The following is a 13,050-nucleotide window of genomic DNA, read 5'->3' on the forward strand; positions in this document are numbered from 1 at the left end:
CGATGTCGTTACTGCACCGTTCATTGAGCGCTCACACCCGCCGCCGGATCAAGCAAGGGCTGTCTGGCGCTTTTTTACTGGTCGTTGTGGTACTGCTTGTACTTTATGCCCGCCAGGTGGACTGGCAGGAAGTCTGGCAAGCGTTACTGACCTATAACCGCAATGCGTTGCTCAGCGCCGCAGGTCTGGTGGTGGTCAGTTACGCTATCTATGGCCTGTATGATTTGTTGAGCCGGTCATGGTCCGGGCATGGTCTTCACGCCCGGGTAGTCATGCTGGTTTCTTTTATTTGCTATGCCTTTAACCTGACACTGAGCACCTGGGTCGGCGGTATTGGTATGCGTTACCGGTTATATTCGCGGTTAGGTCTGGGTAGCGGTACTATCGCCCGGATTTTTTCCTTCAGCATTATGACTAACTGGCTGGGTTATATCCTGGTTGGCGGGGTACTGTTTACTTTTGGTTCACTACACCTGCCCTCTGGGTGGTATATCGATACGCTGACACTGCGCTGTATTGGTGGTGTATTGCTCACTATGAGCATCGGCTGGTTGTTGCTGTGCTCTTTCTCCCCAAAAAGAACCTGGCGAATCCGTGGGCGACGAATACGCCTGCCTGGTGCCCGTTTCGCCATAATGCAGTTTTTGTTGTCTGCAGTTAACTGGCTGATTATGGGCACTACAATTTGGCTGCTCATGCAGCAACAGGTTGATTTTATGACGGTGCTGGCAGTGACATTACTCAGCAGTATTGCAGGGGTGATTATTCATATTCCGGCAGGGATTGGGGTACTGGAAGCGGTGTTTCTGGCATTGCTGCCTGCCTCGCAAATCAGCCATGGCAGTATTATTGCCGCGTTACTGGTCTGGCGGGCGTTGTATTACTTTATCCCATTAATCATTGCGGCGGTGTGTTATGGGGTACTGGAAGGCCGGGCGGAAAAATTACGCAAGGAAGGCGAGGTAAAGCGCAACCAGGCGGGCGCGGTTAAAACGCGCGCCACCGGGTTACAATAAGCGCTTAACGGCGGTTGCCGAGAATACGCAGCATCATCAGGAACAGGTTGATGAAATCAAGGTACAACGTCAGAGCACCCATAATGGAATAGCGGCGCAGGTTGGTGCTGTCACGGGTATCAATCTGGCTGCCAATGTTTTTCAGTTTCTGGGTGTCCCAGGCAGTCAGGCCAACAAAAACGACCACACCAATGTAGGTTACAGCCCACATTAACGCAGTGCTTTTCAGCCAGATGTTAACTACAGATGCCAGAACAATACCAATCAGCGCCATAAACAGCATGCTGCCGAACTTGCTCAAGTCGCGCTTAGTGGTGTAGCCATACAGGCTCATTGCACCAAACATACCGCCGGTAACAATAAACGTACTGGCGATGGACGAATAAGTATAAGCGACAAAAATACTCGATAACGTCAGCCCTGTAAGCGCGGAATAAAGCATAAACAGCGTGGTTGCCATCGCGCCACTCAGTTTATGCACCATACCGGACAGAACAAATACCAGTGCCAGTTGAGCAATAATCAAACCGAAGAAGGTTAACTGGCTGGAAAAAACGAACATCAGTACTGCCGGAGTCGCTGCGGCATACCAGGCGACAAACGCCGTCAGTAACAGGCCACAAGTCATCCAGCCATACACCTGCGCCATATAGGTTTGCAGCCCGGTGCGGGTGTTCTGGACGATTGTGCCATTGGCGTGTGGGAAGCGGTCCATGACATATCCTCTGATTTTGATGGAAAAACAGGCCTTCAGACTACCACATTCAGTTGTAATGCGCAGTCTTACCAGCGCTCTGCTGCGACTTTATCGCTTTCACGTGCTTCAACCCAGCGAGCGCCCTGCTCAGTAGACTCCCGTTTCCAGAACGGAGCCCGGGTTTTCAGGTAATCCATAATGAATTCTGCTGCGGCAAAAGCGCTGCTGCGGTGTGCACCAGTCACGCCGACAAACACGATTTCTTCACCGGGATACATTTCACCAATGCGGTGAAGGACGGTTACACGTTGCAGTGGCCAGCGTTCCCGCGCGGTAGCAACAATTTCTTCCAGCGCCTTTTCTGTCATGCCCGGGTAGTGTTCCAGGCACAGTGCGCTGACGTTATCGCCCAAATTGTGGTTACGCACTTTACCGGTAAATGTCACCACGGCGCCATCGTCATCGCAAGCCGCCAGCCACTGGTATTCTGCGCCGACATCAATGTTGCCGTGCCCCACACCAATGCGTGTTTGATCTGCCATATCAGCCTCCGGTTACCGGGGGGAAAAAGGCCACTTCGTCGCCCGCCTGAATAGCGTGGTCGAGAGGAACCAGCGTCTGGTTAACGGCTGCTAACAACTTGCCGCTTTCCAGTGCCAAAGCCCAGCGCCCACCCTGGTTTTCCAGGTGCTGGCGCAGCGCTTCAACAGAAGAGAATGAGGCGTCAAGGCGCAAAGCGTCACAGCCAACCAGTTCACGCACTTGCGCGAAAAAAAGTACATCAATCATCTTGCACCGCCCTGAAATCACCTGACTTTCCACCCGATTTCGCCAGCAGGCGTACCGGGCCAATGACCATATCTTTCTGAACTGCTTTGCACATATCGTAAATGGTCAGCGCAGCAACTGAAGCAGCAGTGAGCGCTTCCATTTCGACACCGGTTTTACCGCTCAGGCGGCAAACTGATTCAATACGCACCCGGTTTTCCGCAGGCAGCGCTTCCAGGTGAACTTCCACTTTGCTGAGCAATAATGGGTGGCACAGAGGGATCAATTCCCAGGTGCGTTTCGCGGCCTGGATACCGGCAATACGCGCTGTGGCGAAGACATCACCTTTGTGATGACGCCCTTCAACAATCATTGCCAGTGTCTCCGGATGCATAGTGACAAACGCTTCCGCTCTGGCTTCCCTGGCTGTTTCAGCTTTGGCGGAGACATCCACCATATGCGCTTCGCCAGCCGCATTAATATGGGTTAATTGCGACATAACTATTTCTTGAGATGAGGATGGAAGTTACACGGGCGCTGGCGTGCATCGAGTTGCTGCTGGATGATATTTTCCCAGGCAGTACGGCAAGCTTTGGTTGAACCCGGCATGGCGAAAATTACCGTGCGGTTTGCCATGCCAGCTACAGCCCGCGACTGCAATGTCGCCGTGCCGATTTCTTCATAAGACAGCATGCGGAACACTTCGCCAAACCCTTCAATTTCACGGTCAAACAGGGGCAACAGGGCTTCAGGAACCTGATCGCCATCCGTTAACCCGGTTCCGCCGTTAATCAGTACCACCTGGACATCATCACTGGCAATCCACTGTGATACCTGGGCGCGAATGGCATAGCGGTTTTCACTGACAATAGATTTAGCCACCACCTGATGGCCTGCTTCTATAGCGACATCACGCAAATAATGGCCTGATGAATCTTCTTCTTCAGTGCGGTGTGAAGTCACTGTCATGATTGCGACACGCGCCGGAATAAATGTACTGCTTACCTGACTCATGATTCTCTCCTTACGAACGCTTACCCGCCGATATACGACAGATTCTGCGTGATACCCGTGTTTCCCTGATGCAGGAAATGGGTCTGTTTTTTGCCTGCCAGCGCCTGGCTGATACGTGCCTGCAATTCGCCCTGTTGCTGGTCGTTTGCCAGCAAATCACGCAGCGGAATGCCGCCATCACCAAACAGGCATAAATGCAGATTGCCAATGGATGACACTCTCAGGCGGTTGCAACTGGCACAGAAATCTTTCTCATAGGGCATGATGAGGCCAATCTCCCCCTGGTAATCCGGGTGGCAGAATACCTGGGCTGGCCCATCACTGCGCTGGCGAATCTGATGGATCCACCCGCGTTCCAGAAGCTGGTCGCGAATCACCATGCCGGAAACATGGTGCTGGCGAAACAGTTCACTGCCCTCGCCGGTTTCCATCAGTTCAATAAAGCGTAATTGAATTGGCCGGGTTTTAATCCAGCCGAGAAAGGTGTCCAGTTGGTGATGGTTCACGTCACGCATCAGCACGGTATTGACTTTCACACGCTCAAACCCGGCAGCAAACGCAGCATCAATCCCGTCCATAACCTGGCGGAATTTATCCTGCCCGGTTATGGCGTAGAACTGCCTGGCATCAAGGCTGTCGACACTGACGTTAATTGCTGTCAACCCGGCATCGCGCCATTGCTGCACATCACGCGCCATGCGGTAACCGTTGGTGGTCACAGCGATTTGGCGCAAAGAAGCATTTTCACGAACGGCAGCAATGATATCGGTAAAGTCGCGGCGTAAAGAGGGCTCACCACCGGTCAGGCGAACTTTTTCGGTGCCTGCAGCGGCAAACGCGCGGGTAACCCGGCGAATTTCATCGAGGCTGAGAAAGCTTTTGTTCGCCACGCCGTGCGGTTTGTAGCCATCAGGCAGGCAATATGTGCAACGAAAGTTGCAAACATCAGTCACGGACAGACGCAAGTAATAGAACTTACGCGCCCATGCATCGGTAAGTTGAGAGACCATGTACACCTTTCCAAATACGGGAGATGCAGGCATTTCTTTCTGCACCCTGGTGGCGACGCATCGCCACGGCCAGGGCACCATATCTTGCGACACAGGTGCCAGGGCTTGAGTGTCAGTTTCAGATTTCTGAAACCGGGTTAGCAGGATAGTAGCGCTTTCTGGCATGAAGTGCCAGGCGACTTTCGTTATATAAACAAGTATATAGCGACACAATTCTGCATTTTCGCGACAAAATAGCTGCTGTTTCCCGGCATTGCTTTGACAGATGTCATTTTCCCTTGCCAAAGGTTCGTCTTTTAACCGCTATTCAGGTAATTTAGGGGGTAAATCTGTTTTATAAGGAAATCCTATGCGCAGTCGGGCTCTGGCCGATTTGGATTGTGTGGTCACTCTGGGTGGTGGTCATGGGCTTGGGCGGGTTATGTCGGCCCTGGGGTTTTTAGGCCAACGCCTGACTGGCATTGTCACCACCACGGACAATGGCGGTTCAACCGGGCGCATTCGCCGTTCAGAGGGTGGAATTGCCTGGGGCGACCTGCGTAATTGCGTAAACCAGTTGATTACTGACCCAAGCGTGGCATCGGCGTTATTTGAATACCGCTTTAGTGGCAATGGCGAGTTAGCCGGCCACAACCTGGGGAATTTAATTCTTAAAGCCCTCGACCACCTGAGCGTGCGCCCGCTGGAAGCGATTAACCTGATCCGCACCTGGTTGCACGTAGACGCCTTTTTAATCCCAATGTCTGAGCAACCGGTGGATTTACTGGCAATAGATGACGAAGGCCACGAAGTTTGGGGAGAAGTAAATATTGACCAGCTTACGGTGCCACCACAAGGGTTGCAGTTATCCCCGCAGGTTAGTGCCACCCGTGAAGCAGTGCTTGCCCTGGAAAAAGCCGACCTGGTAATTATTGGCCCGGGAAGTTTTTATACCAGCCTGATGCCTATTTTATTAATGCCCGAGTTAACCGCAGCACTGCGCCGTACCCAGGCAAAAGTGGTGTTTATTGACAATCTGGGAAAAGAACACAGTGCTGCGGCGCTACTGACGCTGGATGAACGGCTGGACATAATGGAGCAGGCAATAGGCAAACCTGTTATCAGCACGGTGATTACCGGGGAGTATAACACCCTGCCCGCAAGCCATGATGCCAAAACAGTGATTCAGACTGCCCTGGCAGCCAGTGATGTGCCTTACCGCCATGACCGGTTACGGCTACGCCAGGCCATTGACCTGGCGCTACAGAAGTAATTCCCATTAATTTATGAGGCGGCAATAAACAACGCGCGCAATTGCTGTAGCTGGTCGCGCAACTTAGCCGCCTCTTCAAACTCCAGATTCTGCGCGTGAGTCATCATCTGTGTTTCCAGCTCATGGATTTTCTGCTCCATAGCCTTAGGTGACATATCCTGTGCAACAGTGCGTGCAGCAGAGTCTCCCCCACGTGTTTTGCCCCGTTTCGCTTTGGTTTTCATCACCCCTTCGCCCAGCGCCAGGATATCCACCACTTTCTTATTCAGGCCTTTTGGCACCAGGCCATGCTCTTTGTTGTAGAGCTCCTGTTTTTCGCGACGGCGTTCAGTTTCACCAATGGCTTTTGCCATCGACGGCGTGATTTTGTCCCCATACAGAATCGCCATGCCATTGAGGTTACGCGCCGCGCGGCCAATGGTCTGAATCAATGAGCGCTCAGAACGCAGGAAGCCTTCTTTGTCGGCGTCCAGAATAGCCACCAGCGACACTTCCGGCATATCCAGGCCTTCACGCAACAGGTTAATCCCAACCAGCACATCAAACTCACCCAGGCGCAAGTCACGGATAATTTCCATGCGCTCGACGGTGTCGATATCTGAGTGCAGGTAGCGTACACGGGCACCGTGCTCTTCAAGGTATTCCGTGAGGTCTTCCGCCATGCGTTTCGTCAGGGTAGTAACCAGCACACGTTCATTAATTGCCGCACGCTTGCGAATTTCTGAGAGCAAATCGTCTACTTGTGTTGCTACCGGTCGCACTTCTATCAGTGGGTCCAGCAAACCTGTAGGGCGCACAACCTGGTCTATTACTTCACCGCCGGATTTATCCAGTTCGTAATTCCCTGGTGTGGCAGAAACATAAATGGTTTGCGGTGCCAGGGCTTCAAACTCTTCGAATTTCATCGGGCGGTTATCCAGCGCTGAAGGCAACCGGAAACCATATTCAACCAGTGTTTCTTTACGCGCCCGGTCGCCTCGGTACATCCCGCCGATTTGCGGCACAGTAACGTGAGATTCATCAATAACCAGCAGGCCATCTGCCGGCAGGTAGTCAAACAATGTTGGTGGCGGCTCGCCCGGGCCGCGCCCGGAGAGAAAGCGTGAGTAGTTTTCAATACCCGAGCAATACCCGAGTTCATTCATCATTTCGAGGTCAAACTGCGTGCGCTGGGTGATGCGTTGCTCTTCGAGTAGTTTATTATTTGCCAGTAACACCTTGCGCCGGTCTGCCAGTTCGACTTTGATTTCTTCCATTGCCTGCAAAATACGTTCACGGGGTGTGACGTAATGGGTTTTCGGGTAAATGGTAAAGCGCGGAATAACAGACTCCACCTGCCCGGTCAGCGGGTCAAATAGCGACAACCGCTCAACTTCTTCATCAAACAATTCAACCCGCAGGGCGATGTCATCAGATTCCGCCGGGAAGATATCGATAACCTCGCCACGCACACGGAAAGTACCGCGCTGGAACACCTGATCGTTGCGGGTGTACTGCAATTCAGCCAGGCGACGCAGAATAGCGCGCTGGTCAATAATCATGCCGGCGGTCAGGTGCAGCATCATTTTCAGGTAGAGATCCGGGTCACCCAGGCCGTAAATCGCAGAAACAGACGCCACCACGACTACATCTCGCCGCTCCAGCAATGCTTTGGTGGCTGAAAGCCGCATCTGTTCGATGTGCTCATTCACGGACGCATCTTTTTCAATAAAGGTGTCCGAACTGGGTACATAGGCTTCAGGCTGGTAGTAATCGTAGTAAGAAACAAAATACTCAACAGCATTTTCCGGGAAAAATGCCTTCATTTCGCCATAAAGCTGCGCCGCCAGTGTTTTGTTAGGCGCCAGCACCATTGTAGGGCGCTGCAGGTCTGCAATGACGTTCGCAATGGTAAATGTCTTCCCTGACCCGGTTACACCGAGCAGCGTTTGGTGAGCCAGGCCATCTTCCAGCCCTTCAGACAGGCGGCGAATGGCATCAGGTTGGTCCCCGGATGGCGTAAAGCTGGAGTGTAATTTGAACAATTTACTCATAAGACATGACCTGTTGCACCATGGCGGAAGGAAGAAGCAATTTTAACTGCCGTACTGTTTTTTGCCAACCTTAATTACTGGCTAAATAACCAGTAACTAATGGTGAGCACGCTAAATAACAGCACAAAATGACACCGTTTTGTACAAACACCCGGCGTTTATACCAGCAAGATCCACGCTTACCAGGTTATCCCCAGATTTTTTCCATTTTTAACATTTGTCAAGAGACGTCATGAAAGTTTTATGAAACAACACACGGCACGATATCCAAGGATTGATTTTATATAACTATTTGATATTTATATTTTTTTAAATAAAGGCGGCTTTAACATCAATTCAGGCGAAAGCCGCGTATTCTCTCGCCTGCAGCTAGTTTTCTAACTCTAATACACAAGGTTATCCACAGGAATAGTGGATAACTGCTTTAAGCCCTGTAAGGGCATACTCCGATGGTTTACCGTTTTCTTGCAAAAACACCGCATAAAAAATTTTCTGGCAAAATTTTTTCGCAGGCAGCCATCTTTTTTGTCGATGACCTGACAACAAAATCTGCACTGCACCACACAGGCATTTGTTTTGCGTCAGCACGCTGCACCAAAATTATCCTCAGGGAAGCACTGCCAAAGTGCACAGTGCTACCAAAGTTGTAGTTGCAGCCGTGAAAACCAGTATTTTTTGTAAGTATCGTCCTGGTTCGTGGAAATTTCTGTCGTGATTACGCTTTCTGGCAAGAGAATTGCACAGACTACCAGACTGGAGCTCAACCCCTTTCCTGTTGGCAGAAAGTGATGCAGGACGCAGTGGTTATATGAGTGGTTACCAGCGCTGGGCGAATTTACGCCTTAGTGGAATAGCCTGACGTAGAGCCGGTCCGGGAGGAGGACATTATGTTGAGTTTGCGTGCTGTTAACCAATTTTATGGTGAAAAACATACATTATGGAATGTTGACCTGGACTTGCCCACAGGACAATGTATTTGCCTGCTGGGAGCACCTGGTGTTGGCAAAACAACGCTGGTGAACTGTATTACCGGCCATATTCCGGTACAAAGTGGCAGTATGCTCTGGCAGGCACAAGGGCACCCACCAGAAGATTTACTGACCCGCCCACCAGAGGGGCGCACTGCTCTGGGGATAGGCTATGTTCCTCAGGATAAACGGATTTTCTCGCAACTGAGTGTGGAAGAGAACCTGCATATTGCCATGATGGCGGCTGGTGAACAGCATAAGCGAATTTCGCCGCTGGTTTACGAGTTATTCCCGGAATTATATACCCTGCGCCAGGTGCGTGGCGGTGACCTGGCCGGAGATACACAACAGCAACTGTCACTGGCAAGAGCACTGGTAAACGACCCGAAATTGTTGATTCTGGACGAACCGACTAATGGCCGCGGAACCAGTTTCATTCAGGACCTGGGCCAGACATTGCGCCGCCTGAACCAGGAATTTGGCCTGACAATACTGCTGGTTGAACAACGGTTGTCATTTATCCGTTGGGTGGCGGATAAATTTTGCCTGCTGCATCGCGGGCGCAATGTTGCGCAGGGCGACCTGACAATGCTGGATGACAATATGGTTTCAGACTGGATAGCACCGTAATGCCGCAAGATTAAATCAGGGCAGTGATATCAATATACTGCCCAAGATTGGTGTGTGTTTCCGCGTGTTCCAGAAAGGGAATTTCTCCCAGAAATGGCACGTCCAGCCGCTGGCGTAATGTTGACAGATAATCCAGATGACGCGCGCCTGGCGGTAATACCGTATTGGCAATCCAGCCGGCAACAGGTAACCCGGACTGGCGAATTGCCTGTAAAGTCAGCATGGCGTGATTGATACACCCAAGCTTGACCCCCACCACCAGAATCACTGGCAATTGTTCCTGCACCACCCAGTCAGCAAAAGTGGTTTCCTCGCTCAGAGGCGTAAACCAGCCACCGGCACCTTCAACCTGTACCCAACTGGCAAGAGGCTCCAGCGCAGCTAACCCGGCAGATATTGCGGGAAAGGTAATGGGTTGCCCGGTATCCCTGCTGACCAGATGCGGAGAAGTGGGTTCCAGAAAGACCAGTGGGTTTACCTGGTGGTAGGCCAGCGGTACGGTACTATTACGCTGCAAAGCCAGCGCATCGCTGTTACGTATTCCTTCCGGCGTGGCTTCACTGCCTGACGCCACAGGCTTGTAACCTGCAGTATGAAATCCGTGCTGTGCTGCCGCCTGTAACAGTGCACAACTGGCAACGGTTTTCCCAACTTCCGTATCCGTGCCAGTAACAAACCAACGTTTACTCACGCGTAATCACTCCTACTATTAATTGGTAACTTAACAGGTACTCGCCTGCCTCCTGCGGCCAGGCCAGTGAGAGTGCCTGAAGTTGTTTCCGGGTTAAGGTGGAAGAGGCGCGCCCGGCGTGTAAATGCGTGGCGCCAATCCCTTTCAGGGAACGCATTGCGCTCAGCACATCAGCCCAGCGTTCACGCACAGTGACTGTACTTATGTGGCACTGCCACCCACAGCAGGCATCGTCAATGGCTTGCCGGGGCAGAAAGTGGTTGCCATGGCTGTGCTGGTCAACCGCACGCCATGCCTGATGTAATTCACACAGTGAACCCGCCGCCAGTGTTGTGAACGCGACATGCCCTCCGGGGCGGGTTACCCGGCAGAGCTCACTCAGCGCCAGGCGTAGATCTGCGCACCACTGAATAGCAAGATTGCTCCAGGCAAGATCAACACTGGCATCGGGAAGTGGCAATGCTTCTATATCGCCACACAGGAATTCTATTGCCGGGTTCTGCAGGCTTGCCTGCTCCAGCATGGCAACCGAGAGATCCAGCCCGGTAACAGTTGCACCACGCTGATGCCAGTAGCGGCTGAACCAGCCGGTACCGCACCCGGCATCCAGTACCCGGGAAGGAGAAATGTCACCCAGCATGGTAATAAGCTGCTGGCCGCTTTCACGTTGAAATTGCGCATGTTTGTCGTAACCAGAAGCAGCACGCCCAAAGGCTGCCGCCACGGCGGCTTTATTCACGGGCAAGGGCATACAGCACCTCCAGTAAGCGGTCGATATCTTCTGGCTGGTGAGCCGCTGTCAATGTAAAACGCAACCGGGCGGTACCGGGTGGAACTGTCGGCGGGCGTATCGCGGTTACCCAAATGCCCTGCTCACGCAGGCATTGGGCAAGGTGCAATGCGCGGGCATTATCACCAATTATCAGTGGCTGAATCGCTGTAGATGATTCACACAGCGCCCAGGGCAACCCTGCCGCTCCGGCCCGGAAATGGCCAATATGGCGCTGAAGTGTTTCCCGGGACTCATCTGCATGGCGGATCACTGCCAGCGCAGCGCTGAGTGCTTCGGCCTGGGCTGGGGGAAGCGATGTGCTGTAAATCAGGTGGCGGGCAAACTGGACCAGATAATCAGCAACAGCTTCACTACACAATACCGCAGCCCCACTGGCACCGAAGGCTTTACCAAAGGTCACTACCAGAACATCTGGCCTGATACCAGCCTGCCAGCAACTCCCTCGCCCTCCCTCGCCCAGCACGCCAATACCATGGGCGTCATCCACCATCAACCACGCTCCAGACTGCCCGGCAAGCCGGGCAAGTTCCGGTAGTGGGGCCTGGTCGCCATCCATACTGAACACCCCTTCCGTAACGACCAGTTGCTCTCCGGTGTGCCCGCCAGCAAGTAAGCGGCCCAGTGAACCGGCATCGTTATGTGCAAAACGGCGTAACACGGCTGGCGACTGCATGGCAGCTTCCAGTAACGAGGCATGACTGAGCTTATCGGCCAGCAGCCTGTCGCCTTGCTGCATTAGTGCGCTGATTACTGCATGGTTGGCTGCGAAACCAGAAATAAACAGTAAGGCGCGCGGGTAGCCCAGCCAGTCGGCCAGAGACGTTTCCAGTTCAGCATGGGCGCGGGTGTAGCCAGTGACATGGCCGGAGCCACCACTTCCCACCCCATAGCGTGCAGCACCTGCTTGCCAGGCGCGGATAACCGCAGGGTGCTGGCTCATCCCTAAATAATCGTTACTGGCAAAATTAAGCCACTGCTGCTGGCCGTCGGAAAACATACGCTCAGTGCCCGGGTGGCGTACTCGCCTTGTGCGCCACAGACCTTGCTCGCGCCGTGCTGACAGCGCGTTATCAATACGTTGCGACCAGCTCATCAGAGTGCGGCATTGTAAAATTGTTCGGTGTCTGCATGTAATAACTGCTCAGTTAATTCACTTTCCTGGGCGTTATCACCATGGCTGACTTGTGTAGTTTGCGGGTTGATCCCCAGTTTGCGGAACAATTGCAGGTCTTTGTCTTCTTCAGGGTTAGGCGTGGTGAGCAGTTTGCAGCCGTAGAACACCGAGTTAGCCCCTGCCATAAAACACATGGCCTGGGTTTGTTCATTCATTTGCTCGCGCCCGGCGGATAAACGAACCCAGGAAGAAGGCATCATGATACGGGCCACCGCAATGGTGCGGATAAAATCAAAAGGATCAACATCGTCGTTGTCTGCCAGTGGTGTGCCCTTCACTTTCACCAGCATATTAACCGGTACACTTTCCGGTGGTGTGGGCAGGTTTGCCAGTTGCAATAACAGGCTGGCACGGTCGTTTACGCTTTCCCCCAGCCCGACAATTCCCCCTGAACATACTTTAATTCCGGCATCGCGTACTTTGCCCAGAGTATCGAGGCGCTCCTGGTAAGTACGGGTAGTAATAATGTTGCCGTAAAATTCGGGCGAAGTGTCCAGATTATGGTTGTAGTAATCCAGCCCGGCGTCCGCCAGCCGTTGTGCCTGGCTGCCACTCAGTGTGCCCAGTGTCATACAGGCTTCCAGCCCCAGTGCTTTAACCCCTTTCACCATTTGTTCCAGGTATGGCATATCGCGGTCCTGAGGGTTTTTCCACGCAGCCCCCATACAGAAGCGGCCTGAACCTGCTGCTTTCGCTTTTTCGGCAGAAGCCAGCACCTGCTCCACTTCCATCAGGCGTTCAGATTCCAGGCCTGTTTTATAACGGGCACTTTGTGGGCAGTACTTACAATCTTCCGGACAGGCCCCGGTTTTAATCGACAGCAAGGTGCTAACCTGAACCTGCTGAGGATCAAAATGCTGGCGATGTACCTGTTGAGCTTCGAACAGAAGTTCAAGAAGCGGTTTTTCAAACAGAGCGGTAACTTGCGACATTGTCCAACGTTGAGTATGTGCCACTGGCATCTCCAGAATAAGTGATATGAGCTGTAATCTGAGCCGATAGTT

Annotated in this window: 14 protein-coding genes and 1 riboswitch; of the genes, 3 read left to right on the forward strand and 11 right to left on the reverse strand. The window is 52.7% G+C overall.

The window, feature by feature from the left end:
- Nucleotides 1-2 precede the first annotated feature (2 nt).
- A complete protein-coding gene (locus tag DT73_RS12305; RefSeq protein WP_036109043.1) occupies nt 3-1,016 on the forward strand; it encodes a lysylphosphatidylglycerol synthase domain-containing protein in 1,014 nt (337 codons plus the stop codon).
- Nucleotides 1,017-1,020: 4 nt separating this feature from the next.
- On the opposite strand, the gene DT73_RS12310 is transcribed toward DT73_RS12305, so the two are convergent.
- From DT73_RS12310 to moaA, 6 genes are all read right to left on the reverse strand, one after another.
- Nucleotides 1,021-1,731 (reverse strand): Bax inhibitor-1/YccA family protein, encoded by a 711-nt coding sequence (locus DT73_RS12310; protein ID WP_036109045.1) that lies wholly within the window; start codon nt 1,729-1,731, stop codon nt 1,021-1,023.
- 68 nt (nt 1,732-1,799) lie between these two features.
- Nucleotides 1,800-2,255, reverse strand: coding sequence for a molybdopterin synthase catalytic subunit MoaE (gene moaE / locus DT73_RS12315; protein WP_036109048.1), 456 nt, complete (start codon nt 2,253-2,255; stop codon nt 1,800-1,802).
- Nucleotide 2,256: 1 nt separating this feature from the next.
- Nucleotides 2,257-2,502, reverse strand: coding sequence for a molybdopterin synthase sulfur carrier subunit (moaD, locus tag DT73_RS12320; protein WP_036109070.1), 246 nt, complete (start codon nt 2,500-2,502; stop codon nt 2,257-2,259).
- Entirely contained in the window at nt 2,495-2,980 is a 486-nt protein-coding gene (moaC, locus tag DT73_RS12325) for a cyclic pyranopterin monophosphate synthase MoaC (RefSeq protein WP_036109073.1), read from the reverse strand. The genes moaD and moaC overlap by 8 nt, the downstream gene beginning before the upstream one ends.
- 2 nt (nt 2,981-2,982) lie before the next feature.
- Nucleotides 2,983-3,495, reverse strand: a complete 513-nt coding sequence (gene moaB / locus DT73_RS12330) for a molybdenum cofactor biosynthesis protein B (RefSeq protein ID WP_036109076.1) — start codon at nt 3,493-3,495, stop codon at nt 2,983-2,985.
- A 20-nt stretch (nt 3,496-3,515) separates the two neighbouring features.
- Nucleotides 3,516-4,505 carry a GTP 3',8-cyclase MoaA gene (moaA, locus tag DT73_RS12335; protein WP_146211543.1) on the reverse strand — a complete coding sequence of 330 codons (990 nt, stop codon included), beginning with the start codon at nt 4,503-4,505 and terminating at the stop codon, nt 3,516-3,518.
- Nucleotides 4,493-4,629: riboswitch (molybdenum cofactor riboswitch) on the reverse strand. It overlaps the preceding gene by 13 nt.
- A 225-nt stretch (nt 4,630-4,854) precedes the next feature.
- Here moaA and yvcK point away from each other — a divergent pair.
- Nucleotides 4,855-5,757 (forward strand): uridine diphosphate-N-acetylglucosamine-binding protein YvcK, encoded by a 903-nt coding sequence (gene yvcK, locus DT73_RS12340; protein ID WP_036109079.1) that lies wholly within the window; start codon nt 4,855-4,857, stop codon nt 5,755-5,757.
- An 11-nt stretch (nt 5,758-5,768) separates the two neighbouring features.
- Here yvcK and uvrB read toward each other — a convergent pair whose 3' ends face one another.
- Nucleotides 5,769-7,790 carry an excinuclease ABC subunit UvrB gene (uvrB, locus tag DT73_RS12345; protein ID WP_036109080.1) on the reverse strand — a complete coding sequence of 674 codons (2,022 nt, stop codon included), beginning with the start codon at nt 7,788-7,790 and terminating at the stop codon, nt 5,769-5,771.
- A gap of 887 nt (nt 7,791-8,677) precedes the next feature.
- Here uvrB and DT73_RS12355 point away from each other — a divergent pair.
- The gene (locus tag DT73_RS12355) at nt 8,678-9,388 is read left to right on the forward strand and encodes an ATP-binding cassette domain-containing protein (protein WP_036109087.1); all 711 of its coding nucleotides are present in this window, start codon (nt 8,678-8,680) and stop codon (nt 9,386-9,388) included.
- A 10-nt stretch (nt 9,389-9,398) separates the two neighbouring features.
- Here DT73_RS12355 and bioD read toward each other — a convergent pair whose 3' ends face one another.
- Genes bioD through bioB form a run of 4 tightly spaced genes read right to left on the reverse strand, consistent with a single transcriptional unit; the run spans nt 9,399 to nt 13,002 of the window.
- Nucleotides 9,399-10,079, reverse strand: a complete 681-nt coding sequence (bioD, locus tag DT73_RS12360; protein ID WP_036109092.1) for a dethiobiotin synthase — start codon at nt 10,077-10,079, stop codon at nt 9,399-9,401.
- On the reverse strand, nt 10,072-10,830 hold the full coding sequence (bioC, locus tag DT73_RS12365) for a malonyl-ACP O-methyltransferase BioC (protein ID WP_152552520.1): 759 nt from the start codon (nt 10,828-10,830) through the stop codon (nt 10,072-10,074). Before bioC ends, bioD begins: the two co-directional genes overlap by 8 nt.
- Nucleotides 10,811-11,965 (reverse strand): 8-amino-7-oxononanoate synthase, encoded by a 1,155-nt coding sequence (gene bioF, locus DT73_RS12370; RefSeq protein ID WP_036109094.1) that lies wholly within the window; start codon nt 11,963-11,965, stop codon nt 10,811-10,813. Before bioF ends, bioC begins: the two co-directional genes overlap by 20 nt.
- Nucleotides 11,965-13,002, reverse strand: coding sequence for a biotin synthase BioB (gene bioB, locus DT73_RS12375; protein ID WP_072006954.1), 1,038 nt, complete (start codon nt 13,000-13,002; stop codon nt 11,965-11,967). Before bioB ends, bioF begins: the two co-directional genes overlap by 1 nt.
- Nucleotides 13,003-13,050 lie beyond the last annotated feature (48 nt).

Origin of the sequence: Mangrovibacter sp. MFB070, assembly GCF_000705335.1 — a bacterium.
Lineage (GTDB): Bacteria > Pseudomonadota > Gammaproteobacteria > Enterobacterales > Enterobacteriaceae > Mangrovibacter > Mangrovibacter plantisponsor.

Coding starts and splice junctions, on each gene's coding strand:
- DT73_RS12305 (WP_036109043.1), top strand. CDS start 3: ATGTCGTTACTGCACCGTTCATTGAGCGCTCACACCCGCCGCCGGATC.
- uvrB (WP_036109080.1), bottom strand. CDS start 7,790: ATGAGTAAATTGTTCAAATTACACTCCAGCTTTACGCCATCCGGGGAC.
- yvcK (WP_036109079.1), top strand. CDS start 4,855: ATGCGCAGTCGGGCTCTGGCCGATTTGGATTGTGTGGTCACTCTGGGT.
- bioF (WP_036109094.1), bottom strand. CDS start 11,965: ATGAGCTGGTCGCAACGTATTGATAACGCGCTGTCAGCACGGCGCGAG.
- moaD (WP_036109070.1), bottom strand. CDS start 2,502: ATGATTGATGTACTTTTTTTCGCGCAAGTGCGTGAACTGGTTGGCTGT.
- moaC (WP_036109073.1), bottom strand. CDS start 2,980: ATGTCGCAATTAACCCATATTAATGCGGCTGGCGAAGCGCATATGGTG.
- moaE (WP_036109048.1), bottom strand. CDS start 2,255: ATGGCAGATCAAACACGCATTGGTGTGGGGCACGGCAACATTGATGTC.
- moaB (WP_036109076.1), bottom strand. CDS start 3,495: ATGAGTCAGGTAAGCAGTACATTTATTCCGGCGCGTGTCGCAATCATG.
- DT73_RS12310 (WP_036109045.1), bottom strand. CDS start 1,731: ATGGACCGCTTCCCACACGCCAATGGCACAATCGTCCAGAACACCCGC.
- moaA (WP_146211543.1), bottom strand. CDS start 4,505: ATGGTCTCTCAACTTACCGATGCATGGGCGCGTAAGTTCTATTACTTG.
- DT73_RS12355 (WP_036109087.1), top strand. CDS start 8,678: ATGTTGAGTTTGCGTGCTGTTAACCAATTTTATGGTGAAAAACATACA.
- bioC (WP_152552520.1), bottom strand. CDS start 10,830: ATGCCCTTGCCCGTGAATAAAGCCGCCGTGGCGGCAGCCTTTGGGCGT.